Below are 25,935 nucleotides of genomic sequence, written 5' to 3' on the forward strand. Positions count from 1 at the left end.
ACGGGGAATTCGCCTGGCTGGCCCTACGGTGCCTGTTCGGTGAAGGCCTTGAGCAGCGTCAGATAATCGGTGAGGAACGCGTCTGCCCAGCGCGGCCCGAACCGGGATTCGTCCGTGCGCAGTTCCACGAGGACATGCTCCTTCCCGTCCCGCACGAGCAACCGCACCCCTCCTCGGGGCACCTCGTTGCGCGGAATCCGGATCATCGTCACGCGCAAGGACTCGTCAGTGAACGACCAGCCGGTCCCGGCCTGTGAAACGTCGAAGTTGACGTACGCGGGCACTGCGCCGGGGTCGCCCCGATGGCGCACGCCGTAGCGCTGTGGATCAAGTTCCCGGGTCATCAAGGCGTGCGGCAACTCCTGGTGCCGCAGGACGCCGAGGAGCGTTCCGGTCTCACGCCGAACGAGTTCGGTGAAGGGGGGCGCGTCGCTCAGGTCGGTACGCAGGACGCACGGCGTGGCGAAGTACCCGACTGAGTGCAGCACATCGTCGCGATGGCGATTGCTGATCGAACCCATGACTGCCACGTCACCGGCCTGGTCCGGGTTCATGCCGAGAGTCAGTCGGCGTCGGCGCATGACGTCCTTCAGGGCGGCGGCGAACACCGCCGTCAGGGTCACGCGTTGTCGCCGCACGGCCTGTCGCAGCCGACCGCACGACGACGGTTCGATCGTGGCCCGGCGCACCAAGAGTTGATGGCTCGGTGCCGGCTGGAGTGCGTCGCTTGCATGGGGATCGTGTAAGTGGGAGGGCGGAATGGCCCCGACACCGTCGAGTTTGCGGCGCCAGTACGACAGGAGTCTGTCGAGGGTCGGTCCCCGCAGGTGGAGGCGCTCAGAGTGGGCGAAGTCGAGGAACTGCGTGCTGATGGCGGCCAGCGCCTCGGTGTCCGCCGCGTAGATTCTGAACAGGTCCTCGGCCATGATCCGGCAGGACTCACCGTCGACAATGATGTGGTCGATCACGAACCCCACGACGTGCAGAGCCGGAGAGATCCGCACACACAGCAACCTGACGAGCGGGCCCTTCGCCAGGTCGAACGGCACCGCAGCGGCCTCGGCGATCACGGACCGGGCACGATGGAGGCTGGTGGAGTCGTCGGCCCCGACATCGACGACTTGGAAGCCAGCGTCCTGGGGTGCGCGCAACTCCGCGGCCTCATCGCCCCCGGGGCGGCCTGGGAAGACGAGGCGCAAGCTCTCGTGACGCTGCTGGAGTGCCAGATACGCTTGCCGGAGCCGTCCTGTGTCCAGCGGGCCTTCGACGACGCAACCGAACGTCAGTACGTTGTTCTGGAGGTGCACATCCCGCCCGGCGGCCAGCCGTTCCTCCTGCGTGAAGGACGCCTGCAATGCCGCTCTGCGATCTGCGTGCACCAGTTTCATCGCATACATGAGGATCCCTTCCTGGCGCATAGCGCCTCCACCATGTCGAGTGGGCGCGCCGGTCCCGTGCCTGCGGTGAGCAGAGCCTCGTGAAGGGGCCGCAAGTATTCGGCGACGAAGCCGGCGTCCTGCCACTGCTCGAACCTGATGCCGAAGCCCAGGTCGCACCAGAGGCGGGCGTTGTGCTCCTCGTGCTGTCCCGAGGGTTCGAGCAGGACGAGGGGCGTGGCGGACCACAGGGAGTCCAAGAGAGTACCGCCGCCAGGTTTGCTGACCATGGCTATGGCCTCGCGGGCCAGGTCGAAGGAGGAGTGGTGAGCGGTGCCGCGCCGGAATTTCACCGTGCGAGGGTCCTGTCCGGGAGCGAGGTGGCCGAGCGGCGGATATCCGTCGTCGTGCCACGGATGCCAGGACGGGTCCATCAGGTACGCGCGGGTTCCCGCGGGCGCGGACGCGGCCTCATCCAGCTCGTGGACGACGAGGTCGAGAGCGTGCCCCGCGGCGGAGAGATCTGCCGCGCGCTGCCGATAGGTGCCCATACCCCAGCCGCCGCCGTGCACAAGGAGCCGTCCGCCGCGTTCTGGCCACCGCACCGGCGGCCGGCGGGTGACCGGGATCGTGCAGGGCAGGTCGCTGCTGGCCGACGAGGCGAGCCGGAAGACCTGCGTGCCGACCGGGGAGGGCGCGGCGCGCTGGAACGACGGGGACTCCACGGAGTCGACTTGGCAGATGGTCACCTCCGGCACCCGTAGCCCCAGGGCGGACAGGCGACCCAGCGCCCCAAGCCAGAATCCGGAGAACACCACCACACGCTGCACGCCGAGCTGCCTCCAGCGCCGGTGCAGCGCTACGAGCGCCGCGTCGTCGATGGCCTGGGCGGGGTCGGCGGCAAGACGCTGCCCTGCCCGGGCGACGCGAAAGTCCCGGTGAAACAGGCTGCGGGAAGCCTCGACCATGCGGAGCCGGTCATCGGGAAGCAGCCGCTCGATCACCTCCACGACGACCTTCGCTCCACGTTCGCCGAGGCGGGAGGCGAGCAGCAGCCCCGGTACGTGAACGCCGAGGGCGACACCCGAGGTCAGTATCGCGATCACGAGCGGCCGACCAGGGCGGAAGCCACCGCGTCGAGACTCACTACCAAGTGGCGTCCTGCGTGCTGCTGGGTCCAAGCCCGCTGTTCGGCGGAGTAGCGCCGGGGCACCACCTCCACGAGCATGATCAGGTACAGGTAGCAGCGATAGAGGTGAAGACGCAGGCGTACGGAGTCGGTGAACGTCACGTTTCCCCCCGCTGCCGCATACCCGGCCAGGAAGTCTTCGTCCTGTTCGATGTCACCGAACAGCGAGAGGGAGACGAACTCGGCGACCGGGTCGCCCCAGAACATCCGCTCCGCGTCAATCACTCCGCTGAGGTTCCGGGCTCCCGGCGCGCCGTCGAGCAGCAGGTTTCCCTGCCACAGGTCGAAGTGGACCAGGACTGGACGGGGCACGTCGGCCAGCACGGGTTCGGCCGCGGCGAACACCTCGCGCACCCGTTTCACGGGATGGGGCAGCTGGACGTCGTAGCGCACCGCATCGTCCAGGACGGCGGCTGTCATGGCCGCGAATGTGTGCCTCCAGTTGGCGGCCGGCGGGCCGAAGGGCCGGGCGGGGTAGCCGTACTCAGGGCCGGTTGCGGTGTGCAGCCGGGCGACGACTTTGCCTAGTTCCGCCCGCAGTCGCGTCCGTTCACCTGGGCTGAGGGATGCGTCGGTCTCGTGCCATGGGACACCGGAGCATTCGGTCATGACGAGGCCCGCCACGACGGGCGGCTCACCGACGGACTCCACATGGATCAACCTGGGCACCGGTACGTCCGGAATGTTCAGCGCCGCTGCGTAGTACTCGGTCTCACCGCGCAGCAAATTGTGCTCGTAGGCCAGCGTCGCCCCGCTGCCCGGGGACGGCGGTCGTTTCACGACCCATCGGCGGCCGTCTCGGAGCACCACGCGGAGAAGAGAGTTGTAGGTCCCTCCGGCCAGCGGCGCGCACTGCGCCACGTCCGCCGGTGTGACCGAGACCGATGCGAGCAGGGCGGCGGCCCCTGGGGCGAGGTCCTCAGGTCTCATGTCTGCTCCCAGTCAAAGATGACGGTGTGATTTCACGTCGCGCAGTCCGGTGGAGGCGCTCCATCGTGACGATTCTGGGCCGGGCCGCCGCCAACTGAGCGCCCCAGTGCCCCCCTCGGCCGCTCATCAGGTCGGCGACACGGTCGAGTTGCTGTACGTAGTACGACACCGGCTCCGTGCGTGTGATCTCCGTACGGCCCGTTGTGGTGCGCACGGCGACGTTCAGCGGCACCGCACCCGCTGTGGGCAGGAGGACACCGCGGACGCGGACGCGCGCCTCGTCGAACTCGAAGACGTGCTCAGCGGTGTGACGTGCAGCGAAGGAACACGACAAGGTGGCCTTTGCCGCGCCCGGCAAGGACAGCTCCGCTTCGAACGCGTGGTCGACGCCATGGGGCTCTACGCTTCGCGCCGTGCCAGTGCCAGCGCCGCTGGCCGGGGGCAGTCCGACGGTGTCCTGGAGCGCCTGGAGCCAGTAGCTCGCCGAATCGAGGAAGATGCCGCCGCCGAGCTCGGGTCGTAGGCGGAATCCGCCGGAAGCGGGTGGCTGGAAGCCGAAACGGCTGTGCAGGCCGTGGAGCCGGCCGAACCGCCCCGCTTCCAGCATGTGCCGTACGACGTCGCTCCAGGGGTGGCGGAGGGTAGGGAGCGCCTCCAGGACCTTCCCGCCGCCGAAGTGTTCGGCGTCCCGTAGCGTGTCGCACTCCGTGAGGCCCAGGCACAGGGGTTTTTCAACCAGCACCGTCTTTCCTTCAGCGATGGCCATCCGGGCCCAGTGGGCGTGGGCAGAGTTGTGCAGCGAGACGTAGACGATGTCGACATCCGGTGCCGTCACCACGTCCTCGTAGCTCGAGAGCACCCTGACCCGGTGCCGTTGTCCGAACGCCGAAGCACGGTCCCTGTCGGACGCCGCCACAGCACGCACGGTGATGTCGCGTCGTTCCCGGCTCGGGGTGATCACCGCACGTACGGCGATGCCGGTGGCGCCGATCAGGCCGATGCCCCAGGTCATGCTGCCCCCGCGAGGACGACCCCGGCCGACGAGGCAGCGGCCCGGGTGCGTATCCGCAGGCGGGCGAACGACTCCGGCGGGCAGAAGACAGCGCAGACCAGGCGCCCCCGGGAGGCGGCGAGCGAGCCGCCCACCAGGGGAAGGACGCCGGGTGCGCTCCCGCCCGCGTAAAGCAGTTTCTCCGCGCGCAATGCCCGAAGGAAGTGGTCCATGGCAAAGCCGTCCGGGACGGCCACGTTCTCCTGCCATAGGTGGCTGCGCAGACCGTACTCTCGCACACGCTCATCGAGCCGAAGGTTCAGACCGCCCATGGACATTCGGGCATTTATCTCCAGAACAGGGACCCAAGTTCCGCTCCGGAGCACCATGGAGTCCACGCACACGGGGCCGAAGTACCCTGCCGCCGCCAGTTCGCGTGCGACGGTCTCCAACACGTCCGGGTGGGGAGGGTGCCGCAGTGCGCTCGTGAGGGCGCGGGGTGCCGGCCCGGACATTTCATGGCGGTAGCCAGAGTTGACCAGGCTCTGCACACCGAGTAGCCGCCAGGAGCCGTCACGGTCGAGATGGAAATGGGTGGAGAAGTCCGCGACGCGGTCGTAGCGCGGCTGCACCACGAGCTCGACGCGCAGCCCTCGCTCCTCCTGGCCGCGCAAGTGCTTGCTCAGCCGGGCCAGCCGCCGGTCGGAGGTCACCTCGAAGGTGCCCCGGCCAGCTACCCCGTAAGTATCCTTGACGAGAATGACCGGGTGGCCCTGGTCAGCGGCGGATTGCACTGCCGTGTGCAGCTCTGCTGTCGAGCTGACAACATGACCGGCACCCACCAGTCCATGCCGGACGGACAGGCGGCTGGACCACGCCTTGCTGTTGACCTGGACCACGTCATCCTCGCACGGTACGGCGTTCGCGTGCCCGGTCAGTCGGGCGAGTTCGGCGGTCGCGGGAAGGATCGCGTAAGGGCTCAGGCGGCGGTATTCGCTGATGGCGCGCAGGAGTCCGGGGTTCTCGAGCAGTTGGTGCTCAACGTCGGCGGCACCGTCCACGTCACCCACGTAGCGATGCACGCATCCGAATCCCGCCGCTTCCAAGGCCCGAAGATGAGCCTTGTCTATCGCCCTTCGGGTGATCAGCAGATCACCCGGCGTGGCTGCAGCGAATAGTGCCTCGTCCATGCAGGCCACGAGACGGTCGGCCATCGGGTCGGTTAGCATGGGCAGGGACGCGAGGCCGCCCGGGCGCCAGCGCCGTTCAGCGTCGAAGGAACCGAAGTGCACGGCCTCTCCGCTGGACGGGCACCCATGGCTCACTGCTCGCGTACCAGCGGCATAAGGACCTCCACAGTGAAGAACCTCACCGACCTCAGGTGGTCCAGCCGCAGGTTCTCGTAGTCCAGCTCTACGTCGAACTCGTCCTCGACGCGCAGCAGGAACTGGATGGCCTGCAGGGAATCCAGGCCGAGTTCCTGGACCATGTCCGCGTCCATCGTGACCTGCTCCGGCAGGATCTTGCCCGCCAGTACCTCCGTCAGCACGTTCCGCACTCGGGACTCCAGCTCGGTGATCTGGGCCGCTCTGTTCATGGGCGTCACACTCCGTTCAGATAGAGAAGGATGCACTTGGAGCAGACCGGCATCATGCCGGTCTCGGCGAGGACGGAGCGAACACGGCGGAACCGTTCGCTCTGCCACAGGTCCGCCGTCGAGTGCTGGTAGAGATTGCCCACCACGAACTCCGGAAAGAACTTGCACGAACTGACGTTTCCGTCGGCGTGTACCTCCATCCGGTTGGTCACGGCGAGGCATCGAGTGCGTCGCTGTGCCGGCCGGGAGGTGCCAAGGATGAACGATTCGACCTCGTCAGGCTCCAGCTGCGGCTGGTAGCGCACCCGGGGACGCCAGACCCGGCCGGCCAGCCGTGCCATGGAGTCACGCAGTGCCGGCAGCAGTTCGGGAGGCAGTTGGTACGTATACGAGTGCCAGGTGGGGCGTGCGGTACCGGTGTCGGGTGACAGCCACGCGAAATGCTCGCTGTAGACGGAGTCCATCGACTGCGCGACATCGGGGCTGATGTACCAGGGGAACTGGAAGTAGACGGTGTTGACGTCGAGTTCCTCTGCCCATTCCATGAACTCATACATACGGTGCACCGTCACGTGCGAGACCATGCAGGAAAGAGACAGTTCGCCATGGAAGTCCCCCCTGTGTTTGAGGTCGAGCATCGTTTCGATGTTGCGCGTGGTGCGCTCGAACGTGCCCCTGCCGCGCAGTTCCTCGTGATCCGCACCAAGACCGTCCAGGCTGACCAGCAGGTTGAGGTCTTGCCCGATCCGTAGCAGATCGTCCATCCGGCGCTGGAACAGCAACCCGTTAGTGCACATGTTCACCGTGCGCGGGAAGCGCTCGATCAGTCGCGACACATCAGTGAACCGGCTGTGCATCAGCGGCTCGCCGCCCCATAGGAAGAGCTTGCCGTGTACCGGTGCGGTGGCTGCCAGCACGTCCTCGACGATGGACAGGTCGAGTTCGGTGCGCTGCTTGTCGATCCCCCAGTCGCGGAAGAAGCCCTGCTCGTTCCACTGGTAGCAGTGCGTGCAGCGGAGGTTGCACTTGTAGGTGAGTTGTAGACTGACCTCGCGGGGGACGTCCGAGGCGTAGCCTGCGTCCCGGCGCAGTCGCGCCCGCGACTGCGACCGGATCGACACCGTGTGCTTGATGTCGGAGAACTCCTTGGTGGTGAGCGTGCGACTCGTTCGCGGGTGCATGCTGCTCCTAGGTGTCGCGGGCTTTTTGAGTGTCAGCGGTCGGTCCGGCCGGATCGCTCCGTTCCCTGGGCGGCTGCACGGCGGGCAGGGTGCGTACGGAGGGAACCAGTAGCAGCGCCGTACAGCCCAAGAGCAGGGCCGCGGAGGAGATGAGCAGGACGGTCGTCGCGCCTGTCAAGGCCGTGGCCGCACCGGTGAGCGCTCGACCCGCGGGCATGAGCCCGATGGAGCCGATCACGTCGTAGGCATGAATACGGCTCAGAGCATGTGGCGGCGCGTGCGACTGCACCGAGGTCGCCCACACAACTGCCCAGTAGGCATTGGCGGCGCCGCCCGCTACCATCGCCGCTGCCACTAGGGCCGCCGACAGGTCGAAACCAATCACGATCGGGAGCGGCGTGAATGCGAGCAGCGCCAGCAGTCCCGTCCGTAAAGGGCGGACGGGAGCGGTCCACAGAGCGAGCAGCCCACCGATTACAGCGCCCAGACTGAAAGCTGATATTAGCCAGGCGTAGGCCGACGGGCCGAACCGGTCGATGAGCACGATGGCTTTCAGCACATCGAACGGGCCGAAAACCACCAGGCCGAACAGCGAGAACACCGACACTACGGACCACAACCAAGGCCGGGCGGTGAACTCGTCCCAGCCCTCACGCAGTTCCTTCCAGACTTTTGGCGGGGCCTCGACAGGATCGGAGCTCTTCAGCCGGATGCGTGCGATCAGCCAGGCACTCGCGGCGAACGTGCAGGCGTCCAGGACAATGACGATCGCGGCGTCCGTGACTGCAATGACCACACCGGCCAAGGCGGGCGCGGCGAGTGACACGACGGACTCCACGGTGCGGACCGTGGCATTCGACTGCCGCAGCCGGTCCGGCGCCAACTGCCGCAGCATGCTGGCGACGCCCGGCTGGAAGAACGCCTGCGCCGCCCCAGAGCCGAGCGACAGCACCAGGATCTGCCACAAGGACGGGCGTCCGGTCAGGAGCAGCAGCGCCAGAAACCCCTGGAACACGGCGCGGACAACGTCCGCGACGACCATGGGGGTCCGGGCACTGAAGTGATCCAGAATCACTCCTCCGAATGGCATCAGCAGTACCACGGGCGCCAGGGAGGCACCCATGACCACACCGACGTCGGAGGCGCCGAAATCCTGCTGGATCATGGCGGCGGCGAGCCCGATGGGGAAGACCGCGTCGCCGGCCCGGGAGAGCGCTCGGGCTACGACGAACCTGCGCAGTCCGAAGTCACGCCCGAGAACTCTCCTCATGGTGGAGCGTTCGCCTTTCGTCGCGGGGGCCGTGGGGCCGGGCGGGGCGTAGTCTCAGTAGACCTGCACACTCTGTGGCTGGAAGGGCAGCGAGGGCGTTGCATCGGTGACGCCCACCGCTCTGCCGGTGCAGTCAGGATTGGGGAAGAGCGCGGCGGTTCGCGCCGCCGTGTTCACGGCCGATCGGGCTCTGTTGCCCCACCCATGCTCCACAAGGTCGACGCAGACGCTCGCGGAGGGGTCGAGGGACTGCACCGTGAAGCGCTCGCCTGAGTAGTCAGCGCCTTCGAACAGGCACAGTGTGCGATTGAAGGGACACGCCGTCCCGGGATCCTCCTCGGCGCTGGCATGCGCCAGTCCGGGCGCGGCCCAGAGGAGGCCGGCCAAAGTGGTGGAGCCGACCAGGGTACGAGCTAACCGTGCCCCGTTACCCGTGCTGCTTGAGAACATGCTGATGATTCCCCCTCGCCCGTTGGCTTCGAGTGAGGTGGCACGAAAGCGCGACGCGCCGTTTCGTAATGGAGCGGCGTGCTCGATGACGGCCGGATAATTCGAGCCGGCGAATCCGGGATTGAGACCGGCCGTGAGCCCGTGGCCCGTCAGCAGAAGGGGCGGGCGCCCTCCTTGCCACCTCACGGAAGTGAAGCGCGCCGATTTCCTCATGTCAACAGTGCCCCCTGAACGGAATGAAGCAGATCTCGAGACCCGCAGACCAATACGACGTCAGTACGTCCGAGGTGCTTGCAGGTGTTCGCAAGTGTTCAAAAACTGTGACCGAGGAGCGATCCCGCAGCACTCCTCGGTCATCTTTACCGGCGCTGTCGCTTGCACGCCGATGGGGCTGCGCATGCTGGCGTCACAGCGCTGAGCTGCAACGTTTTACGCAACTTCCTTGATGATCTCCGACCGAGTGCCCACAGGGCGCCTGACGAGAAACCGTCAAACCGCACCATAGAGTCCTGAATCGGGCACGGCGAAGGTGGCGTGAAAGTTGTTGTGAATTTTTGTTGCGACATCTACGTTCTTAGGCATGGCGAATCATCAAGAGAAGAGACTTTCTCGATCTCACCACGTGTGATGTGGCCCTCCAAGGGAAACTGCTGTACGAACTCTTCGGCGATGAAGAGCTTGACCGTGTCCATGTGCAGAGCGTGCCTACTCCTTTGTTGCACCTGCGATATTTTCTGAGGGCTGTTCTGTTGCGTGGCGGGACCCTGTAGCGGGGCTTCCGCATTCCCTGAAAGGGAGTATCCGTAGCGACTCACTAGTGTCCCGCGGCGGTCACCCGACGGACGGATGCAGGAAGGTCATGAAAGTTTTCACCGAGCTGCGTGACACCTTCGACCCTATTGACGACTCCGGCCATTCCGGTTCCCTAGCCCTCGACCGGCGGCTCCTCGAGGGAGCGGCGGGGCTGCCTGGCGAAGCCGTCCCGCGGATCGAGGAGCTGTTGCCGAAGCCGATGCCATGAAGGGAATAGTCCTGGCCGGCGGAAGTGGTACCCGGCTGTACCCACTCACGCACGCCATCTCCAAGCAGCTCCTGCCGGTCTACAACAAGCCGATGGTCTACTACCCACTGTCGGTGCTGATGCTGGGCGGCATCCGCGACATCCTGGTAATTTCCTCGCCGGAGCAACTGCCCATGTTCCATGAGCTGTTGGGCGACGGTCGCAGACTCGGTCTGTCCCTCTCCTATGCAGAACAACCCCAGCCTGACGGCATCGCGCAAGCCCTGGTGATTGGCGCTGATCACATCGGCACTGACCCCGTAACGCTGGTTCTTGGCGACAATGTCTTCCATGGCCCCGGCTTCTCCCGACTGCTCCGGAGCCGGCTGCCGCACGTCGATGGAGCCCTTCTCTTCGGATGCTCCGTCAGCGACCCCCAGCGGTACGGAGTGGGGGAGGTCGCAGCGGACGGGCGCCTGCTCTCCATCGAAGAGAAACCCGCCCAGCCACGGTCCAACCTTGCACTCACGGGGCTGTACGCATATACCAATGACGTCATCGACATTGCCAAGAACTTGCGTCCCTCGGCACGCGGCGAGCTGGAGATCAGCGACGTCAACCGCGCCTACCTCGACCAGGGCAGAGCGCAACTGGTCAATTTGGGGCGCGGGTTCGCCTGGCTGGACACTGGCACACACGACTCTCTGCTCCAGGCCGCGCACTACGTACAAGTAGAGGAGCAGCGGCAGGGTGTGCGGATTGCCTGCCTCGAAGAGATTGCCTACCGGATGGGCTTCATCACCGCGGAGCAGTGCCAGGAGTTGGCCTCCCGCTTGAGACATACCAGTTACGGCCGCTACCTCCACGACATCATGAATGAAGAGCGAACATCTAGCGATTGATAATCGGATGAGAAGGGCGATTCGTGCACATCGTCGTCACCGGAGGAGCCGGCTTCATCGGCTCGCACTTCGTCAAGCACGTGCTCGGCGGCGCGTACCCTGCTTTCCGCGCCGCTCGTGTCACCGTGCTCGACAAGTTCACCTATGCGGGCAGCGGCACCAACCTCAGTGACGTGACCGATCATCCGCTGCTGACCATTGAGAAGGGCGACATCTGTGACGGCCCTCTGGTAGATCGCCTGCTGGCCGACAGTGACCTCGTGGTTCACTTCGCAGCTGAGTCGCACGTCGATCGGTCGATCGCCGCAGCGGACGTGTTCGTGCGCACCAATGTCATCGGTACCCACCGCCTACTCGAAGCGGCACTGAAAGCGCAGTTGACCCGTTTCGTGTGCATATCCACCGATGAGGTCTACGGATCGATCGGGGGGACCGGCCGCTGGGACGAGCGCGCTCCGCTGGCCCCCAACTCCCCTTATTCCGCCTCCAAAGCCTCCTCCGACCTTCTCGCTCTCGCCTATTACCGGACCCACGGCCTGCCTGTCTGCGTCACCCGCTGCTCCAACACCTACGGCTCCTACCAGCACCCGGAGAAGGTCATCCCCCGCTTCGTGACACAACTGCTCCAGGGGCATCGGGTCCCGCTGTACGGAGACGGCTCGCACGTCCGGGATTGGCTGCACGTCAACGACCACTGTCAGGGTGTGGCCCTCGTGGCGGCGGATGGTCGGCCGGGGCAGGTGTACAACATCGGGGGCGGGACTGAGCTGACCAACCGGGACCTCACCCAGCATATCCTTGCGCTGTTCGGCGCGGACTGGTCCCGGGTTGACAACGTACCCGACAGAAAGGGCCACGACCTGCGCTATGCCCTGACGACCGACAGAATCTCTGGGGAGCTGGGGTATCGACCTGCCGTGCCTTTCGAGGACGGCCTGGCACGAACCGTCGCCTGGTACACGCGTCATCCGGAGTGGTGGAAACCGCTACGCGCTGTGGACACCTACCAAGGAGTCGCCCGGCTTCGAGAGGCTCAAGAGCCCCTGCCCCCTCCGTGAACGTGCGCCCAGCAGCGGTGTCGGTGACCTCCTCGATTGTCAACATAATTCCGGCTTGAGAGACCGGCCATCTCCACGATGGCTTCACACGGCTTTCGCCGCCAGTGCGCCCCCCGTTGCCAGCTTTCGAAAGCGTCCGAAAGCCGCAGCGTCGTCCTAACGAGCTCGTGCACCGTAAGCGGTGAGACGTCGAGCTCCTGATGGTCGATCATGGTCATGTGGTGGGGAATGCGTCTCGTGCAGCGATCATCAGCAACCGGAGGATCACGGGCCTCTCGGCTGCTGTGATTGCTGAACTCGTTGCTGAGGTAGGTCCGTTGTGGCACGAGCGGCACCAGGCCAAGCTCGCGTCCCGGCCACGGAAGCGGGCAGTGGGCGCCGGCGCGAAGCACCAGCTGGTGTTCGTCGACCGTCTCCTGGCCACGCTCGTGCATCTCCGTCACGCCGCCACGCATGACGTGCTGGCCAGCTGGTTCGGCGTCGACCGCTCCACCATCACCCGGGCTATCGGCGAGGTGCGACCCCTGCTCGCCGAGCGAGGCTGCACCATCAGCACCGGAGTGCGGCTGCGGACCCTCGCCGAGGTCATCGACCATATCGGCGCCAGCGGGAAGACCGGCATCATCGACGGCACCGAGATCCGGGTCAGGCGCCCGGCTGCCGGACGCAAAGACCGGGACAAGTTCATCTCCGGCAAGAGCAAGCAGAACGCGGTCAAGACCATGGTCGTCACGATGGCGACGGCCGGATGCTCTTCTGCAGCCCGACTCAGTACGGCAGCTGCGCGGACATCACCCATGCCCGCCAGTTAGGGCTGGTCAGGCTCCTGGAGGGCGGCCCGGCAGCCGAGATCCTCGCGGATGCCGGCTACCAGGGCCTGGGAGCCCAGACCGGTGGGCGCGTAGTGACACCGCCGCACCGCAAGTTCAAGAAGAAGGCTCCGGACTGGTACGAGGAGATGCACGAGCGCCAGCGCAAAGCGCACTCCTCGCGGCGCATCCGCGTGGAGCACGGCATTGCGCACCTGAAGAACTGGCGGGCGCTGGCCCGCCACCTCGGCCGCCGCGAGCACATCAGCGACACCGTGAAAAGCCGTCGCAGGTCTGTTGTCCCATCAGCAGACCGCGGACCTGATCCCGGCACGGCAGGTGTGATCACCAAGTACCGCTGAGGTCCTCGACGTCTCACCGCTTACGGTGCACGAGCTCGTTAGGTAACTTGTCCGGCCCGACTTGTCCTGGTCGGGCATGACCGAGGTGATGAACCGGCCGTTCGTGTCGTGTAACGATTCGGCCGTGGGTCGTGGACGACGGCTTGTGGGCGCAGATCGAACCGTTGCTCCCGCCCTGGCCGGAACGGTCGCCTGCGCCGAATCCGGTGGATGACCGACTGTGTTTGCAGGGCATCCTGTATGTCTTGCACCAGGACATTGTCTGGCAATTCCTTTGCCTATGGAGCTGGTATTCGGCTCCGGACGGACGTGCTGGCGGCGCCTGGACCGCTGGCAGAGAGTCGGCGTCTTCGAGCAACTGCACCGCGTGCTGCTCGCCGAGTTGAACGCGGCTGGCGAGCTCGACTGGTCCCGCGCGTGCGTGGACGGCTCCCACGTCCGCGCGCAAATGGGGGTGCTGCGACCGGTCCGTCGCCGGTCGACCGGCGGAAGTCGGGCAGCAGGAACGATCTGATCTGTGACGGCAAGGGCACCCCGCTGCGCGTCATCACGACCGCTGCCGTCGAGGTATCCCGCCCGTTGCCGGGCGGCCCGGCCGACCGCGCCGGCGTCCCGGCTCCGTCTTGGGCGACAAGGGGGCCGTCCAGCGCGAACTGCGCAAACGCCGGATCATGCCGGTGATCTCCCGCAGGGGGCTCCGGACATCAAGGGCCTGGGCAAATGCCGCTACGTCGTCGAGCAAAGCTTGGCCTTGCTCCACCAGTTCAAACGCCTCGCCGTCCGATGGGAGCGCCGCCTTGAACTCCACGACGCCTTTCTCTCCTTGGCCTGCAGTCTGATTTGCTGGAGGCGACTCAAGAAGGCCGGACCCCGAGACCGTGTTACGCGCCTATGACGTCGCCGTGCCCCCTGACGAAGGGGCCGCCGTGCGACACCGTCGGATGAGCTCGGTCGTGGAGACGCCGGCTGTGTACCGCACAAGGCGTAGCTTCCCTGCATCGGCCACTGGGCCGAAGACTTCTTTGAGCGCCTCCGCCGTGAGGTCGTCCTCGTGTACGACCACGTCGATGCCGTGCAGGTCCAGGAACCCGTTCGTGACACGGTAGGGCGCGTTCGCGAGTACCACGTCGACGTACCGGCATGCCTCAATCACCGCGACCCGCTCCGCGAGCGTCATGATGGCTTGCGATTGTACCTGGCCACGACCTTGTCAGAGAGCACCCCGGCGATCAGCCGCTCCCCGGAAGCTCGCGCAGCCCTGAGCAGCGCGACGTGTCCCGGGTGGAACAGGTCCCCGACCATGCCGACGTATACGTTCCCGTGCTCAGCCATGCCTGTTGCCGTCTCGCTGGTGCCGAGTCGACCAGGACTGGGCTAATCGCCCGGCTCCGTCAACCGTTCGCGGTCGACGCCCAAGCGGCTAGGGAAGGCTCACTAGAGATCCTGTTACGAGCTTTTAAGGTATGCCTCTGCGCACCGGCTTGCCGGTCCGGCCGGGCGCCGAAGAACCCACCGGATAACCTGAACCACGGCCTCTTGCGGCGATCAGTCGGCGCGGACGGCGCCATAGCGGTCCGTGCCGTTCGAGATGACGAGGGAGTGGGGCAGTGGAGGGACGACGGGCGACGCTCGAGGCGGTCGCGGCGCGCGCCAGGGTGGGCCGGAGCACGGTCTCGCGCGTCATCAACGGTTCCGAGCGGGTCAGTACCGCCTCGCGTGAGGCCGTACTCCGGGCTGTCCGCGAACTGGGCTATGTTCCGAATTCGGCGGCCCGCGCCCTGGTGCGCCGGCGCACTGACACCGTCGCCTTCGTCGTCGCCGTCGAGCAGGAGCGGGTCTTCTGGGAAGAGCCCTACTTCTCAGCCATCGTGCGGGGTGCAACTGCGGGTCTCGCGGACGAGGGGATCCAGTTACTGCTGGCCATCGCCGAGTCCCAGCAGGACCGAGACCGGCTGGCCACCTTCCTCAAGGCCCGACACGTCGACGGGGCCCTGCTCAGTTCATTCCGCGGCGACGACCCGTTGCCAGCTGACGTCGAGCAGTCCGGGACGCCCACTGTGCTGGTGGGCCGGCCTACCGGCTACATCCCGGACTGGTCCGTCGACGTAGACAACATTGCAGGCGCCCGGTTGGCTACCCAACATCTCGTCGAGCGGGGCCGGCGCCGGATCACGACCATCACTGGACCCCAGGACATCCAGGCCGGCATGGACCGCTGTGCTGGTTTCCACGACGTGCTTTTGGAAAGCGGCTTGTGCCCTCTGGCACAGGCGCACGGCAGTTTCACGCATGCTTCGGGTGTCGCAGCGATGCGACAACTATTGGATCAATCACCAGAATTGGACGCTGTGTTCGCCGCATCCGACAGCATGGCCACCGGAGCACTGCACGTCCTGCGGCAAGCGGGGCGCCGGGTACCCGAGGACGTGGCCGTGGTCGGGTTCGATGACTCGCCCGTCGCCGCCGATACCGACCCGCCACTGACATCCGTTCGTCAGCCCCTGGAAGAGATGGGTCGGGAGATGGCCCGCCTGATGATCGCCCGGCTCAACAACGAGCCCGTGGCGGAAACCAAGCTGGTTCTGAATCCCGCACTGGTCATCCGACAGTCCTCCTAACGAGTTGGTGCGTGATAGTGGGTGAGGCGTGTTCAGCCTGGTCGTGGCCTGTTCTTCCAGCGCGAGAGTGTGCGGTTCGGTTCAATGGCCGTGCATCTGTCAGGCGCTGGGCCCTGTCGGTAGGTTGTCGTCAGTTGGCCTCGCCCTGTGTTCGGCGGGAGTGCGCGTCTAGATAGGACTGTCCGGTCTGGGTGATGCGGTACTGCCAGGCGCTGGCGTCCTAGATGTACTGCCCAGCCAGGTTGGTCGAGTTTGTGCGACGACACGGTCTGAATCTGTAGGACGACGAAGGCCTCCGGTTGTGGAGTGGAGCTGTCGAGGAACCGCTCCGCCAACCAGGAGGCCTTCGTGTCTCACGCTAACGCCGCTCTGACGCCCCGTGCCCGACTTCGCCTGGCGCGTCTGATCGTGGATGAGGGATGGCCGGTCGCCCGTGCGGCCGAGCGCTACACCGTGTCCTGGCCCACCGCCAGGCGATGGGCCGACCGGTACGCCCAATCCGGGCCGGCCGCGATGGCCGACCGGTCCTCACGGCCTCACCGAAGCCCGGCCCGGACCACTCAGCCACAAATCCGCAAGATCGTGCACCTGCGCTGGAAGCAGCGACTGGGACCGGTCCAGATCGCCGGACGGCTGGGCATGCCCGCCTCGACCGTCCACGCCGTCCTGACCCGCTGCCGGATCAACCGCCTCTCCCACATCGACCGCGCCACCGGGGAGCCGGTCCGCCGCTACGAACACCCCCCACCCCGGCGCCATGCTCCACACCGACGTCAAGAAACTCGGCAACGTCCCTGACGGCGGCGGATGGCGCTACGTCGGACGCGTCCAGGGCCGCAGAAACCGTGCCGCAACACCCGACAGGCCCCGCAACAAGTACCGCGGACCGCTGCTGGGAACCGCCTTCGTCCACACCGTCGTCGACGACCACTCCCGCGTCGCCTACGCCGAGCAGGTCACCGACTGACCTGCAGGTGTGCTCCCGCTGGCTCTTCGCGCTCTCCGCTTCCGTGGCGTCCTCGCCGTTGTCCGGAGAAAACAGCGAACGCCGGTGACGGCACGGGCGCCCTTCGCGCATCCTGACCGTGCCCGGGTCGCGTACGAACTTGAGGCCACTCGTATCGCTGCCCTGCGCCGTGTGCGCCGGGAACAGGCCGGACGGACTACAGCCGAGCTGGGGCAGCCGACTTGAGCGCTGGAATGTCACCGCAGCGATATTCAGACTGAGGTTCGAATGTGGAAGTGTGGGGTCGGATGCGGTCGGATACCGGCGTAAGTGTCCCGCGACTCCGGCCGGGGAGGCATCGTTAGGCAGCGCACGGTGGCCGTCGGCCAGTGCAGTGATGTCGGAGACATGAGGGTGGGAGGGGACCGGTGAGCGACCGCAGCTCCATCGAGTGGACCGAGGCGACGTGGAACCCGACGACCGGTTGCGACCGGGTGTCTTCTGGCTGCGATCACTGCTATGCACTCACGCTGGCGAAGAGGCTCAAGGCGATGGGGTCGGCGAAGTACCAGAACGACGGCGACCCGCGTACCTCTGGCCCCGGCTTCGGGCTGACGCTGCACCCGGATGCGCTTGCCGTGCCGTACGGGTGGAAGAGTCCGCGGACCGTGTTCGTGAACTCCATGAGCGACCTGTTCCACGCGCGAGTCCCGCTGGACTACGTGCGGCGGGTCTTCGAGGTGATCGCGGACACTCCGCAGCACACGTATCAGGTGCTGACCAAGCGGGCGCGGCGGCTGCGGTTGGTCGCCGACCGTCTTGAGTGGCCGGCCAACCTGTGGATGGGTGTGTCGGTGGAGACTGCCAGAGAGCTGCCGCGCGTGGACGACCTGAGGCTCGTTCCTGCAGTTGTGCGGTTCCTGTCGTGCGAGCCGCTGCTCGGGCCGCTCGCGAGCCTGGATCTGACTGGCATTGACTGGGCGATTGTCGGCGGGGAGTCCGGGCCGGGCGCCCGGCCGATGCGTGAGGAGTGGGCCGCTGGCATTGTCGACAGGTGCCGGCGCTTCGGTACGGCGCCGTTCGTCAAACAACTCGGATCCTGCTGGGACAAGACGCACCACAAGGACATCGCTCGATTTCCCGCTGCCCTGCAGGTCCGGGAGTACCCGCAGCTCAGGGACAGCACCCCGGTCTGACCGGGGCCGTGTCAAGCCGCGTCGGGCAGGTCGATCCAGCTCTTGCTGGTCAGCTTGCCCGACGACTGGACCACGATGGAGCCGTCCTGCCGCATCTGCCGCACCGCCTTCAGTGCGTGCGTGGGCATCCAGCGGGCGGTCTCGGTCAGCAGCCACTGGCCGACAGTCTCCACCGTGGCCATGCCGGCCCCGAGGCGCTGGGAGACCAGTTCGATCAGTTCCGGGTCACAGGCGTCGAAGGCCTGGAAGAGATCGAGCTGCCCGGCTGGCGTGGCGCCGCGGGTGCGGGGGTCCTGGAAACTCTCGCCGTCACGGTCGTCGACCTTCCACATCGCCTCTTTCATTGCCTTCAGTCCCGTGTCGCTGCCGGTGCCGAAGACCAGGTACAGGGGCTGACCGGTACGGGGCACGAGCCTGAACTGCAGCTGATAGCCGAACCCGGCCCGGCGCAGCGCACTGCGGTAGGTGCCCAGCCACGCACGCCACCGCTCATCGGGCCGTGCCTCGTCCGCGGCCGGCGTCCAGTGACCGCGGCCTCCGAAGACCTCGTCAAGGATGTCGGCGTTCAACTCTTCGCGGCGGCTGAACCAGTTGGGCCCGAACGTGGTGATGACCTCGCTGGAGCGGTTGTGGGCGATCCGGCGGGTCACCTCCAGCGGCACGTTCACGCTGCCCCAGCTGTCGAAGATGCCGAGGATCGGATTGCCCCAGGCACCCAGTTCGGTCAGCACCGGCAGGCTGTCCCGGCCCGCCTCGCCGCGCCGGACCTCCACTCGCACCGGCAGGTCGGCAAGCTTTCCAAAGCGGTCCGTCAGCTCGGCCAGGAGATGTTCGTGGCGGGCCCGGTCCTTCTCGATGAAGACCAGGTGCACCCGTCGCGGGCTGAGGTTCATCCGGTCGACGGCGGTGTGGTGCAGAAGCCGGTCCAGGATGAACACCGGTGACCCCGGTTCGCCGCCCTCGTAGCGGCCCGGGCCAGCGAACGCGTCCAGCAGTGTCACCCGCGGCCTGCTGTAGCCGGTGCGCTGGGAGGTCTGCAGCAGGATCGGCCACCAAGCATCCAGGTACCGCTGGTATAGGCGGTGCTTGGCTGCCGTAGCAGGCTCCAACGGCCACAGAACACCCATGCCGGCCCCCTCGGACAACAGAATGTGGCACTGATTGTCCGCTGAGTGCCCGTCAGGCACCAGAGGGCGTTCGGGCCCGTCTGGTGAAACCTGGCCACGCGGGAAGCACCGTTCGGCATCTCCGTTCACCGCACTCATGCGGGAGGCGCCGGACTAGTGCCGCATCAGGCAACGTTCGCCCTGTCGACCACGGCCCGTAGCCGTTGGTCGTCGGCATGACGGTTTCGCCAGATGATGTAGCGGCGGATCATGCTGCCCTGCTCCTTGTGGCTGGCGTGGTCGGTGCCGTCGAGAGTGAAGTAGCGCAGGGCGGTGAATTGGGCCTCGATGCGGTTCAGCCACGAGCTGTTCGTGGGCGTGTAGGCGAACTCGACGTTGTTGGCCGCGGCCCAGTCGCCGACCCGGCTGTCCTTCTTCGTGGTCAGGTGCGGGGAGAAGTTGTCGAGCACGATCGCGACGCGGATCTCCGGCGAGTAGAGGCTGCGCAGGTAGCGGCAGAACTCCAGGAACCTCGTCCGGTTCTTCGTCGGCTTGATGTGGCCGTAGAGCTTGTCCTTGCCGAGGTCGTAGGCGGCGAACAGGTGCCTGACCCCGTGCGGACGGGTGTAGGTCGCCCGCCTGCGGGGCCTCGGCTCCCGGCCGGGGTCCTTGTGCCGTCCTCCGCGCTCGGCCCACTGCCGGCCGGGGTGGGGCTGAAGGTTGAGCGGGCCGAACTCGTCCAGGCATAAGACGACTTCGGGTTCGCCGTCCTCGGGTATGACCTCACCGTCGGCGATCGAGTAGAGGTGCTCGACGCGGGCCTTCTTGGCGGCGTAATCGGGATCGCGGGAGGTCTTCCAGGTCTTTATGCGTTGAAACGACACGCCCTCCTCGCGGAGCAGGACCCGAAGGCCCTCGTGGCTGATGTCGTCGACCACCCCCTCGGCGACCAGGAAGTCGGCCAGCTTGGCCAGGCTCCAGGTCGAGAACGGCAGACCGTGCTCGGCCGGCCTGGACTTGGCGATCTTCTTGATCTCACGCCGCTCGGGCAGGGTGAATGTCCGGGGCCGACCGCCTTTGTACTTCGGGTAAAGGGAGTCGAAGCCGTCGGCGTTGAAGTTGTGGATCACATCCCGGACCCGGTCCGCGCTGGTGAACGTCACCTCGGCAATCTTCGCCACGAGCATGCCCTGCGCGGACAGCAGAACCATCTGCGCCCGCCGCCACGTCACCACCGACCCGCTGCCCCGACGGATGATCCGCAGCAGGCGCTGCCCCTCGTCGTCATCGATCTCGCGGACCCGTACTCGCTCAGCCACCAGCACAGCTTCCCTGCCGCGCGCTGCCGGCGAGTGTCATTCCGTCGGCGTGCCGATCCGAAGCCGGTTGCCGTCAGGGTCGCGCAGCTCAATCTCACGCGCCCACGGAGCGTCCGTCGCCTGCACACCGAACTCGGAGGCGATGGCCTCGACATCATGAACGCGGAGGTAGACCAACGTGTCGGGACGGGCATCTCCCTTGTGCTCAGACAAGAACAACCGCACCCCGCCCCGGGCGACCTCGACGAACGCGGGAAGTCCCGGTTCGAAACGGTGTTCCCACTGCTTGGCGAAGCCCAGCCGCTCGTACCAAGCGACCGCCGCCGCAGCGTCCTCGACGCGAAGAATGGGAATGACTTCCTCGTCCATAGAGCCATCGTCGCAGACCGCCCAGGGCGAACGTTGCCTGATGCGGCACTAGGCACTGTTTCTCGGATCATGTGCGGAGCCAGACCATGAGGGCTGCGAGGGCGACGGTGCCGAGGTAGATGTAGGCGCGTTTCTCGTAGCGTGTGGCGACGGCGCGGAAGCCCTTGAGTCGGTTGATGGCACGTTCGACGGTGTTGCGCTTCTTGTAGTGTTCGCGGTCGAATCCGATGGGCCGACCGCCTTGAGATCCTCGGTTGTGCCGGTGCCTTTGCTGGTCGAGACGTTCGGGGATGGTGTGCCGGATTCCGCGTCGTCGCAGGTAGCGCCGGTTGCTTCGGGACGTGTAGGCCTTGTCGGCCAGCACGTGGTCGGGCCGGCTGCGGGGCCGTCCCACTCCGGATCGGGGTACGGAAATCCGCTCCAGCACCTGCTCGAGCTGAGGGCCGTCACCGTAGTGTCCCGGCGTCAGAACGAAGGCGAGGGGCCGGCATCGTCCGTCGGCGGCGAGATGGATCTTGGTTGTGAATCCGCCGCGGGAGCGGCCCAGGCATTCGCCGATCTGACCACCTCCTCCAGGCGGAAGGCCAGTTTCCGCAGCACCGGATCGGCCTGGTTCGTCCCCCGGCCGTTCCCCTTTTGAGCATCCAGGGCCGACGGCTTCTTCCTCGCACCGGCGGCGTGCTGATGGGCCCGCACTGCGGTCGAGTCCACCGACACGTCCCAGTCGATCCCACCCGCGGCATCTTCGGCGGCCTGGATACGGGACAGCAGCATCTTCCACGTTCCATCCGCTGACCAGCGGCGATGCCGCTTATAGACCGTCTCCCAGGGCCCGAACCGTTCCGGCAGATCCCGCCACTGCACCCCCGTCCGCACCCGGTAGAGCACTCCGTTGATCACCCGACGGTGATCGCTCCACCGACCTCCCCGCGCACCGCCAGGAGGTAAGAACGACTCCAGCCGAGCCCATTCCGCGTTCGTCAGATCCCCACGACCCATGAAGCCAGCCTGACCCCAACACCCCGCCCAAGTCAGGAGATCCGAGAAACAGCGCCTAGGCCGTGTCTCTTCGATCAGTTGAATTGTTGTTGTGGTCATGCTCAGCAGGGGGGATCTCGCAGACGGCGAGTGGGTGGTGCTGGAGCCGCTGCTGCAGAGGAGCAATAACCGCTGTGGGCGGTGGCGGGACCACCGGCAGGTGATCAACGGGATCATTCACCGGCTCGCCACCGGCTGTCAGTGGCGCAGCCTGCCTGAACGCTTCGGCCCATGGCAGACCGTCCACAAGCGGCATCTGATGTGGTCGGCCGACGGTACCTGGGAGAAGCTGCTCCAGCATGTTCAGGCCGTCGCCGATGCCGAGGGTGACGTCGATTGGGACATCAACGTCGACTCCACCTCGGTGCGGGCCCATCAGCACGCCGCCGGGGCGCCGAAGGCCCCGCCATCCACCGTCCCAAAGGGGGCCGCACAAAGATCAGTTCACGTGCGCGCGCACATGCGCCTACGCCTGTTCTGGGAGGAGGCGGTGCGGCAGACGAGGCTCTCGGCCGGTCTCGTGGCGGGCTGACCACCAAGGTCCATTTGGCGGCCGACGACAAGTGCCGTCCGTTGTCACTGGTCATCACGCCGGGGCAGCGGGCGGACTGCACGCAGTTCGAGCCGGTCATGGACAAGATCCGGGTCCCGCGGCTGGGGGCTGGGCGTCCACGGCGGCTGCCGGACAGTGTGGCGGCGGACAAGGCGTACAGCAACGGCGTGATTCGCAGATCTGCGGCGTCGCGGGATCCGACACGTGATCCCAGAGAAGATCGATCACAAGGCCGCCCGCCGCAAGCGTGGTTCACGCGGCGGGCGCCCCGCGGGCTTCGACAAGGCCCGGTACCGAGCGCGCAACTCGGTGGGGCGGGCGATCAACAAGTTGAAGCAGCTCAGGGCCGTGGCAACCCGGTACGACAAGCGCGGTTACGTCTATCTCTGCACCGTCACCGCCGCCGCGCTGCTCGTCTGGCTCAGGTCATGACGCCAGGAACGGCATGACGGTGGCCGCCAGGCGGGGGTGGGCCAGGATGTCGTAGTGGCTGGCGCCGGGCAGGACGGCCAGCTGGGCGGCGGAGCGGCCCGAGCCGTCGAAGCCGGCGTCCCTCAGCCCGCCGCCGAGCAGGGCGAAGAACTCCACCATGTGCGCGGGGCGGATGGCGTCGGCGTCACCGAAGACCAGCAGGGTCGGCGCGGTGATGGCGGGGATCTCGGTGCTCCAGTCGTAGTCCTGGTGCTTGAGTTCGGCCATCTTGCCGACCAGCACAGGCCAGTCCTGGGGCCGGGGCGCGAGCCGGGAGTAGAGCTCGTAGATCGGGGACTGCTTCATCGTGTCGGCGGCCTGGGAACTCATCTGGTCCATCGCCGCGACGACTTCCGGGTGCCAGCCGTCCCGCCGGCAGGGCGTGGAGACAACCACGAGCCGGCGCACCGCATGCGGGTGCTGGATCGCGACCCGCAGTGCGACATCCGCACCTGTGGAATAGCCCAGCAGGTCGGCTTGCTCGACGCCGAGGTGCTTGATCAGAGCGACGATGTCGTCCGCCATCAGCTCAGGGCGCAGCGAGCGGTCGATGTCCGCCGTGCGCCCGTGACCCTGCAGATCAACCAGGATCACCCTGCGGCTCTCCGACAATGCCGGCACCAGCGGCGCGAACATCTCTCCCGCTCCCAGCCCGCCGTGCAGCAGGATCAGGGGCTGACCGGAGCCGTGCTCCTCGAAGTGCAGGGACAGGCCGTTGACCTCTGCGTAGCTCATCGCATCACCTTTCGTCATGATCACTGCGCGATAGACCGTAGCGGCCCGTGAAACTCATCGGTCACCCCACAGACGACAGCCATAGATCGAAGAGACACGGCCTAGAGAAGCTAGGACTGGCCAGTGGCCATGCTGCTGCGAGCGCCGCCCCGCATGCGGTGAAGGCGGGAGAGCCGGGCAAACCGAAGTCACAGCTGGGTCGTATGGCGTGCGTTCGGACCGAGAGGCGCTCTGGATGGCGAACTCCGCTGGTGACAGCATGTTGCCAGGTGAGATAGGGGAGTTCGTACGAGCGGAGTGAGGATGCGTTCGCGGACCTCGATGTTCTGACGGGGCGGAGGTACTGGATGACGGTGAGGAGGTCCTCGGTGTCCAGGTGGCGGTCGGCCGGGCTCTCGTCGGCCTCCTGGCTGGTGCCGGGCGAGGACGTGCAGAGGGGGACGAGGCTGCGGCTGGGCGTGTTCCCCGAGGACCGGCAGGCGGCGCATCCGGGGCGAGCTGGACGCGGCGGCACGATCGGGGAAGGCCGCCGAAGCGCCGGCGACCGCTGACGAGGGCAGCGGCCGCCGGGCTTTTCCTGCAACGAACGCTCCGACCAGTAGGACAATCAGGCGGAGGGCCGCCCCAGAGCGCGGAAGGCCCACCCGGCCGCCCGCCAGGTGTCGGCGTTGAGGGTGCCGCGGCCGTCGACGACCCTGGGGGCGTTGGCGCGGGCGGCCAGGCGGTGCGGGTCGATGTGGGAGTACTGCGGCCACTCGGTCAGGTGCAGCAGTAGATCAGCGTCCTGGACGGCGGCGATCGGGTCGTCGACGTAGTCGAGCTCGGGGTGGGTCTTGCGGGCGTTGTCGAGGGCCCGGGGGTCGGTGACGGTGACGGTGGCGCCGAGCTCGTGGAGCTTCTGGGCGACCGCGAGGGCGGGTGAGTCACGGATGTCGTCGGTGTTCGGCTTGAAGGCGGCGCCCCAGACGGTGATCCGCTTGCCCATGAGGGTGCCGTCGAGCTGCTGGCGGGCGAGGTTGACCATGCGCTCGCGGCGCCGGTTGTTGATCGCGTCGACCTCGCGCAGGATCGTCAGAGCCTGGTCGACGCCGAGTTCGCCGGCGCGGGCCATGAAGCCGCGGATGTCCTTGGGGAGGCAGCCGCCGCCGAACCCGAGTCCGGGCCGCATGCCGCGGCGTCCGATCCGGGCGTCGTGACCGAGGATGTCAGCGAGCTGTCCGACGTCGGCGCCGGAGGCTTCGCAGATCTCGGCGATCGCGTTGATGAAAGAGATCTTCGTGGCGAGGAAAGCGTTCGCGGACGCCTTGGCCAGCTCGGCCGTCGCCCAGTCGGTGACGATCGTCGGTGTTCCCGCTTCGATGGTCTTCTCGAAGCACTGCCGCAGCACGGCTTCGGCCCAGGATTGCTCGGACTCGAAGCCGAGGACGAGCCGGTCGGGGTGGAGCGTGTCTTCGATGGCGAACGACTCACGCAGGAACTCCGGGTTCCAGGCGACCTCGACCCGGTCGCCGGCGGGTGCGAACTCATGGAGGAGATCGCGGACGCGGGGGGCGGTGCCGACCGGGACGGTCGACTTCACCGCGACGACGGCCGGCTTCGTCAGGCGGGGTGCGAGCTGGCGGACGGCGGAGAAGAGGTGGTCGAGGTCGTAAGCGTGCTCGCCGGGCTTCTGGGGGGTGCCGACGCCGATGAAGTGCAGGTCGCCGAAGGCGGCGGCCTCTGCGTAGGAGGCGGTGAACTTCAGACGCCCGCTGGCGGTGTGGCGGGCCAGCATCTCGTCGAGATCGCGCTCGTGGAACGGCGCCTTGCCGGAGCCCAGTATCGCGACTTTGTCCATGTCGCAGTCCATGCCGAGGACCTCATGGCCGAGCTCGGCCATGCAGGCCGCGTGGGTGGCGCCAAGGTAGCCGCAGCCGATCACCGTGAGCTTCATGAACGGGAGTTCCTTCCGAGGTGGGCCGCCCTGACGGCCCACCTCATACCCCGTCCGTGAAGGCGGGGTGATCAGGTCGGCCGGGTGGCCAGATAGCGGTCGATCCCGTCCCGGACGAACGGCGGGATCGTGAGGATGCCGAGATGTTCAGGGGCGAAGAACTGGAGCTTGACGCCCTCTGCGAGGGGAAGCGTGGTCTCGTCGCCGTCCCAGGAAGCGGCGAAGAACGTGATCACCTGGCCGGATCCGTGCTCGTCGCGGATCTCGAACAACTCGGTGAGGTCGTCGACGGCCAGGCCGGCTTCCTCGTCGAGTTCGCGGACGATCGCGGCGGCCGGGTCCTCGTCGGGATCGCAGCCGCCGCCCAGGACGCTCCAGTGATCCGGCCAGGCGATCACGCCGGGCAGGTCGTCACGCAGGTGGAGAAGGAGCTCGCCGCGGCGGTTGGCGATGATCGCGACCGCTCCGCGGGCGGGGGCCGGGCTGTCGGCAGTGGTGTCCTGGTGCATTCGGACACCGTAGTGAGGTGGGGGATC

The 25,935-nt window shown here is 66.8% G+C and carries 26 protein-coding genes and 3 pseudogenes; 11 read left to right on the top strand and 18 right to left on the bottom strand.

Annotated elements, in window-relative coordinates; translation table 11 throughout:
* Window positions 1–23: 23 nt before the first annotated feature.
* The 9 genes from RI578_RS40070 to RI578_RS40110 form a co-directional block, all read right to left on the bottom strand.
* On the bottom strand, window positions 24–1,418 hold the full coding sequence (locus RI578_RS40070; protein WP_310869119.1) for a condensation domain-containing protein: 1,395 nt from the start codon (window positions 1,416–1,418) through the stop codon (window positions 24–26).
* Window positions 1,385–2,482 carry a hypothetical protein gene (locus tag RI578_RS40075; protein ID WP_310869118.1) on the bottom strand — a complete coding sequence of 366 codons (1,098 nt, stop codon included), beginning with the start codon at window positions 2,480–2,482 and terminating at the stop codon, window positions 1,385–1,387. Before RI578_RS40075 ends, RI578_RS40070 begins: the two co-directional genes overlap by 34 nt.
* Complete coding sequence (locus tag RI578_RS40080; RefSeq protein WP_310869117.1) at window positions 2,479–3,495, bottom strand: aminoglycoside phosphotransferase family protein; 1,017 nt, start codon at window positions 3,493–3,495, stop codon at window positions 2,479–2,481. Before RI578_RS40080 ends, RI578_RS40075 begins: the two co-directional genes overlap by 4 nt.
* Window positions 3,485–4,507 carry a Gfo/Idh/MocA family oxidoreductase gene (locus RI578_RS40085; RefSeq protein ID WP_310869116.1) on the bottom strand — a complete coding sequence of 341 codons (1,023 nt, stop codon included), beginning with the start codon at window positions 4,505–4,507 and terminating at the stop codon, window positions 3,485–3,487. The genes RI578_RS40080 and RI578_RS40085 overlap by 11 nt, the downstream gene beginning before the upstream one ends.
* Window positions 4,504–5,700, bottom strand: a complete 1,197-nt coding sequence (locus RI578_RS40090; protein ID WP_310869115.1) for a hypothetical protein — start codon at window positions 5,698–5,700, stop codon at window positions 4,504–4,506. Before RI578_RS40090 ends, RI578_RS40085 begins: the two co-directional genes overlap by 4 nt.
* Before the next feature lie 107 nt (window positions 5,701–5,807).
* Entirely contained in the window at window positions 5,808–6,083 is a 276-nt protein-coding gene (locus RI578_RS40095) for an acyl carrier protein (RefSeq protein ID WP_310869114.1), read from the bottom strand.
* 5 nt (window positions 6,084–6,088) lie between these two features.
* The gene (locus RI578_RS40100) at window positions 6,089–7,204 is read right to left on the bottom strand and encodes a radical SAM protein (protein ID WP_310869113.1); all 1,116 of its coding nucleotides are present in this window, start codon (window positions 7,202–7,204) and stop codon (window positions 6,089–6,091) included.
* Window positions 7,205–7,271: 67 nt separating this feature from the next.
* Entirely contained in the window at window positions 7,272–8,534 is a 1,263-nt protein-coding gene (locus RI578_RS40105; RefSeq protein ID WP_310869112.1) for an MFS transporter, read from the bottom strand.
* 54 nt (window positions 8,535–8,588) lie between these two features.
* Window positions 8,589–8,984, bottom strand: a complete 396-nt coding sequence (locus tag RI578_RS40110) for a peptidase inhibitor family I36 protein (protein WP_310869111.1) — start codon at window positions 8,982–8,984, stop codon at window positions 8,589–8,591.
* Between the two features lie 859 nt (window positions 8,985–9,843).
* Here RI578_RS40110 and RI578_RS40115 point away from each other — a divergent pair.
* The 6 genes and pseudogenes from RI578_RS40115 to RI578_RS40140 all read left to right on the top strand — a co-directional run bounded on the left by RI578_RS40115 (window position 9,844) and on the right by RI578_RS40140 (window position 14,010).
* Window positions 9,844–10,005, top strand: coding sequence for a hypothetical protein (locus RI578_RS40115; protein WP_310869110.1), 162 nt, complete (start codon window positions 9,844–9,846; stop codon window positions 10,003–10,005).
* The gene (gene rfbA / locus RI578_RS40120; protein ID WP_310869109.1) at window positions 10,002–10,886 is read left to right on the top strand and encodes a glucose-1-phosphate thymidylyltransferase RfbA; all 885 of its coding nucleotides are present in this window, start codon (window positions 10,002–10,004) and stop codon (window positions 10,884–10,886) included. The genes RI578_RS40115 and rfbA overlap by 4 nt, the downstream gene beginning before the upstream one ends.
* 23 nt (window positions 10,887–10,909) lie before the next feature.
* The gene (gene rfbB / locus RI578_RS40125; RefSeq protein WP_310869108.1) at window positions 10,910–11,944 is read left to right on the top strand and encodes a dTDP-glucose 4,6-dehydratase; all 1,035 of its coding nucleotides are present in this window, start codon (window positions 10,910–10,912) and stop codon (window positions 11,942–11,944) included.
* A gap of 371 nt (window positions 11,945–12,315) precedes the next feature.
* Window positions 12,316–12,756 (top strand): transposase family protein, encoded by a 441-nt coding sequence (locus RI578_RS40130; RefSeq protein WP_310875623.1) that lies wholly within the window; start codon window positions 12,316–12,318, stop codon window positions 12,754–12,756.
* Window positions 12,693–13,115 carry a transposase family protein gene (locus tag RI578_RS40135; protein WP_310869106.1) on the top strand — a complete coding sequence of 141 codons (423 nt, stop codon included), beginning with the start codon at window positions 12,693–12,695 and terminating at the stop codon, window positions 13,113–13,115. The genes RI578_RS40130 and RI578_RS40135 overlap by 64 nt, the downstream gene beginning before the upstream one ends.
* Window positions 13,116–13,231: 116 nt before the next feature.
* Window positions 13,232–14,010: pseudogene (locus RI578_RS40140) on the top strand (IS5 family transposase).
* Here the strand turns inward: RI578_RS40140 and RI578_RS40145 are convergent.
* Both RI578_RS40145 and RI578_RS42770 read right to left on the bottom strand, forming a co-directional pair.
* Window positions 14,005–14,292: a hypothetical protein gene (locus RI578_RS40145; protein WP_310869105.1), complete on the bottom strand. Its 288-nt coding sequence runs from the start codon at window positions 14,290–14,292 to the stop codon at window positions 14,005–14,007. The pseudogene RI578_RS40140 and the gene RI578_RS40145 overlap by 6 nt on opposite strands.
* On the bottom strand, window positions 14,289–14,447 hold the full coding sequence (locus RI578_RS42770) for an adenylyltransferase/cytidyltransferase family protein (protein WP_399062979.1): 159 nt from the start codon (window positions 14,445–14,447) through the stop codon (window positions 14,289–14,291). Before RI578_RS42770 ends, RI578_RS40145 begins: the two co-directional genes overlap by 4 nt.
* 275 nt (window positions 14,448–14,722) lie before the next feature.
* Between RI578_RS42770 and RI578_RS40150 the strand changes: the two genes are divergently transcribed.
* The 3 genes and pseudogenes from RI578_RS40150 to RI578_RS40160 all read left to right on the top strand — a co-directional run bounded on the left by RI578_RS40150 (window position 14,723) and on the right by RI578_RS40160 (window position 17,875).
* The gene (locus RI578_RS40150) at window positions 14,723–15,733 is read left to right on the top strand and encodes a LacI family DNA-binding transcriptional regulator (RefSeq protein WP_310869104.1); all 1,011 of its coding nucleotides are present in this window, start codon (window positions 14,723–14,725) and stop codon (window positions 15,731–15,733) included.
* Between the two features lie 348 nt (window positions 15,734–16,081).
* Window positions 16,082–16,685 (top strand): annotated as a pseudogene (locus tag RI578_RS40155) (helix-turn-helix domain-containing protein); the annotation flags it as partial.
* Window positions 16,686–17,107: 422 nt separating this feature from the next.
* Complete coding sequence (locus tag RI578_RS40160) at window positions 17,108–17,875, top strand: phage Gp37/Gp68 family protein (RefSeq protein ID WP_310869103.1); 768 nt, start codon at window positions 17,108–17,110, stop codon at window positions 17,873–17,875.
* Window positions 17,876–17,886: 11 nt separating this feature from the next.
* Here RI578_RS40160 and RI578_RS40165 read toward each other — a convergent pair whose 3' ends face one another.
* The 4 genes from RI578_RS40165 to RI578_RS40180 form a co-directional block, all read right to left on the bottom strand.
* Complete coding sequence (locus RI578_RS40165) at window positions 17,887–19,002, bottom strand: three-Cys-motif partner protein TcmP (protein ID WP_310869102.1); 1,116 nt, start codon at window positions 19,000–19,002, stop codon at window positions 17,887–17,889.
* Window positions 19,003–19,166: 164 nt separating this feature from the next.
* Window positions 19,167–20,300, bottom strand: a complete 1,134-nt coding sequence (locus RI578_RS40170; protein WP_310869101.1) for an IS630 family transposase — start codon at window positions 20,298–20,300, stop codon at window positions 19,167–19,169.
* Between the two features lie 36 nt (window positions 20,301–20,336).
* The gene (locus tag RI578_RS40175; RefSeq protein ID WP_310869100.1) at window positions 20,337–20,669 is read right to left on the bottom strand and encodes a glyoxalase superfamily protein; all 333 of its coding nucleotides are present in this window, start codon (window positions 20,667–20,669) and stop codon (window positions 20,337–20,339) included.
* A gap of 67 nt (window positions 20,670–20,736) precedes the next feature.
* Window positions 20,737–21,668 (bottom strand): IS5 family transposase gene (locus RI578_RS40180; RefSeq protein ID WP_399062982.1). Its coding sequence is split into 2 segments (ribosomal slippage): window positions 20,737–21,290 and window positions 21,290–21,668, totalling 933 coding nucleotides; the frame shifts between segments, so codons are not numbered across the junction.
* 97 nt (window positions 21,669–21,765) lie between these two features.
* Between RI578_RS40180 and RI578_RS40185 the strand changes: the two are divergent.
* A pseudogene (locus tag RI578_RS40185) lies at window positions 21,766–22,692 on the top strand (IS5 family transposase).
* Here RI578_RS40185 and RI578_RS40190 read toward each other — a convergent pair.
* Window positions 22,687–23,466, bottom strand: a complete 780-nt coding sequence (locus RI578_RS40190; RefSeq protein ID WP_310869099.1) for an alpha/beta hydrolase — start codon at window positions 23,464–23,466, stop codon at window positions 22,687–22,689. The pseudogene RI578_RS40185 and the gene RI578_RS40190 overlap by 6 nt on opposite strands.
* Before the next feature lie 368 nt (window positions 23,467–23,834).
* On the opposite strand from RI578_RS40190, the gene RI578_RS40195 reads away from it, so the two are divergent.
* Entirely contained in the window at window positions 23,835–24,017 is a 183-nt protein-coding gene (locus tag RI578_RS40195; protein WP_310869098.1) for a hypothetical protein, read from the top strand.
* 56 nt (window positions 24,018–24,073) lie between these two features.
* On the opposite strand, the gene RI578_RS40200 is transcribed toward RI578_RS40195, so the two are convergent.
* Together RI578_RS40200 and RI578_RS40205 are read right to left on the bottom strand one after the other, a co-directional pair.
* Window positions 24,074–25,399: a UDP-glucose/GDP-mannose dehydrogenase family protein gene (locus tag RI578_RS40200; protein WP_310869097.1), complete on the bottom strand. Its 1,326-nt coding sequence runs from the start codon at window positions 25,397–25,399 to the stop codon at window positions 24,074–24,076.
* A gap of 71 nt (window positions 25,400–25,470) precedes the next feature.
* On the bottom strand, window positions 25,471–25,908 hold the full coding sequence (locus RI578_RS40205; protein WP_310869096.1) for an NUDIX domain-containing protein: 438 nt from the start codon (window positions 25,906–25,908) through the stop codon (window positions 25,471–25,473).
* Window positions 25,909–25,935 lie beyond the last annotated feature (27 nt).

The organism is Streptomyces sp. BB1-1-1 (assembly GCF_031597775.1).
In the GTDB taxonomy this organism is placed as follows: domain Bacteria; phylum Actinomycetota; class Actinomycetes; order Streptomycetales; family Streptomycetaceae; genus Streptomyces; species Streptomyces thinghirensis.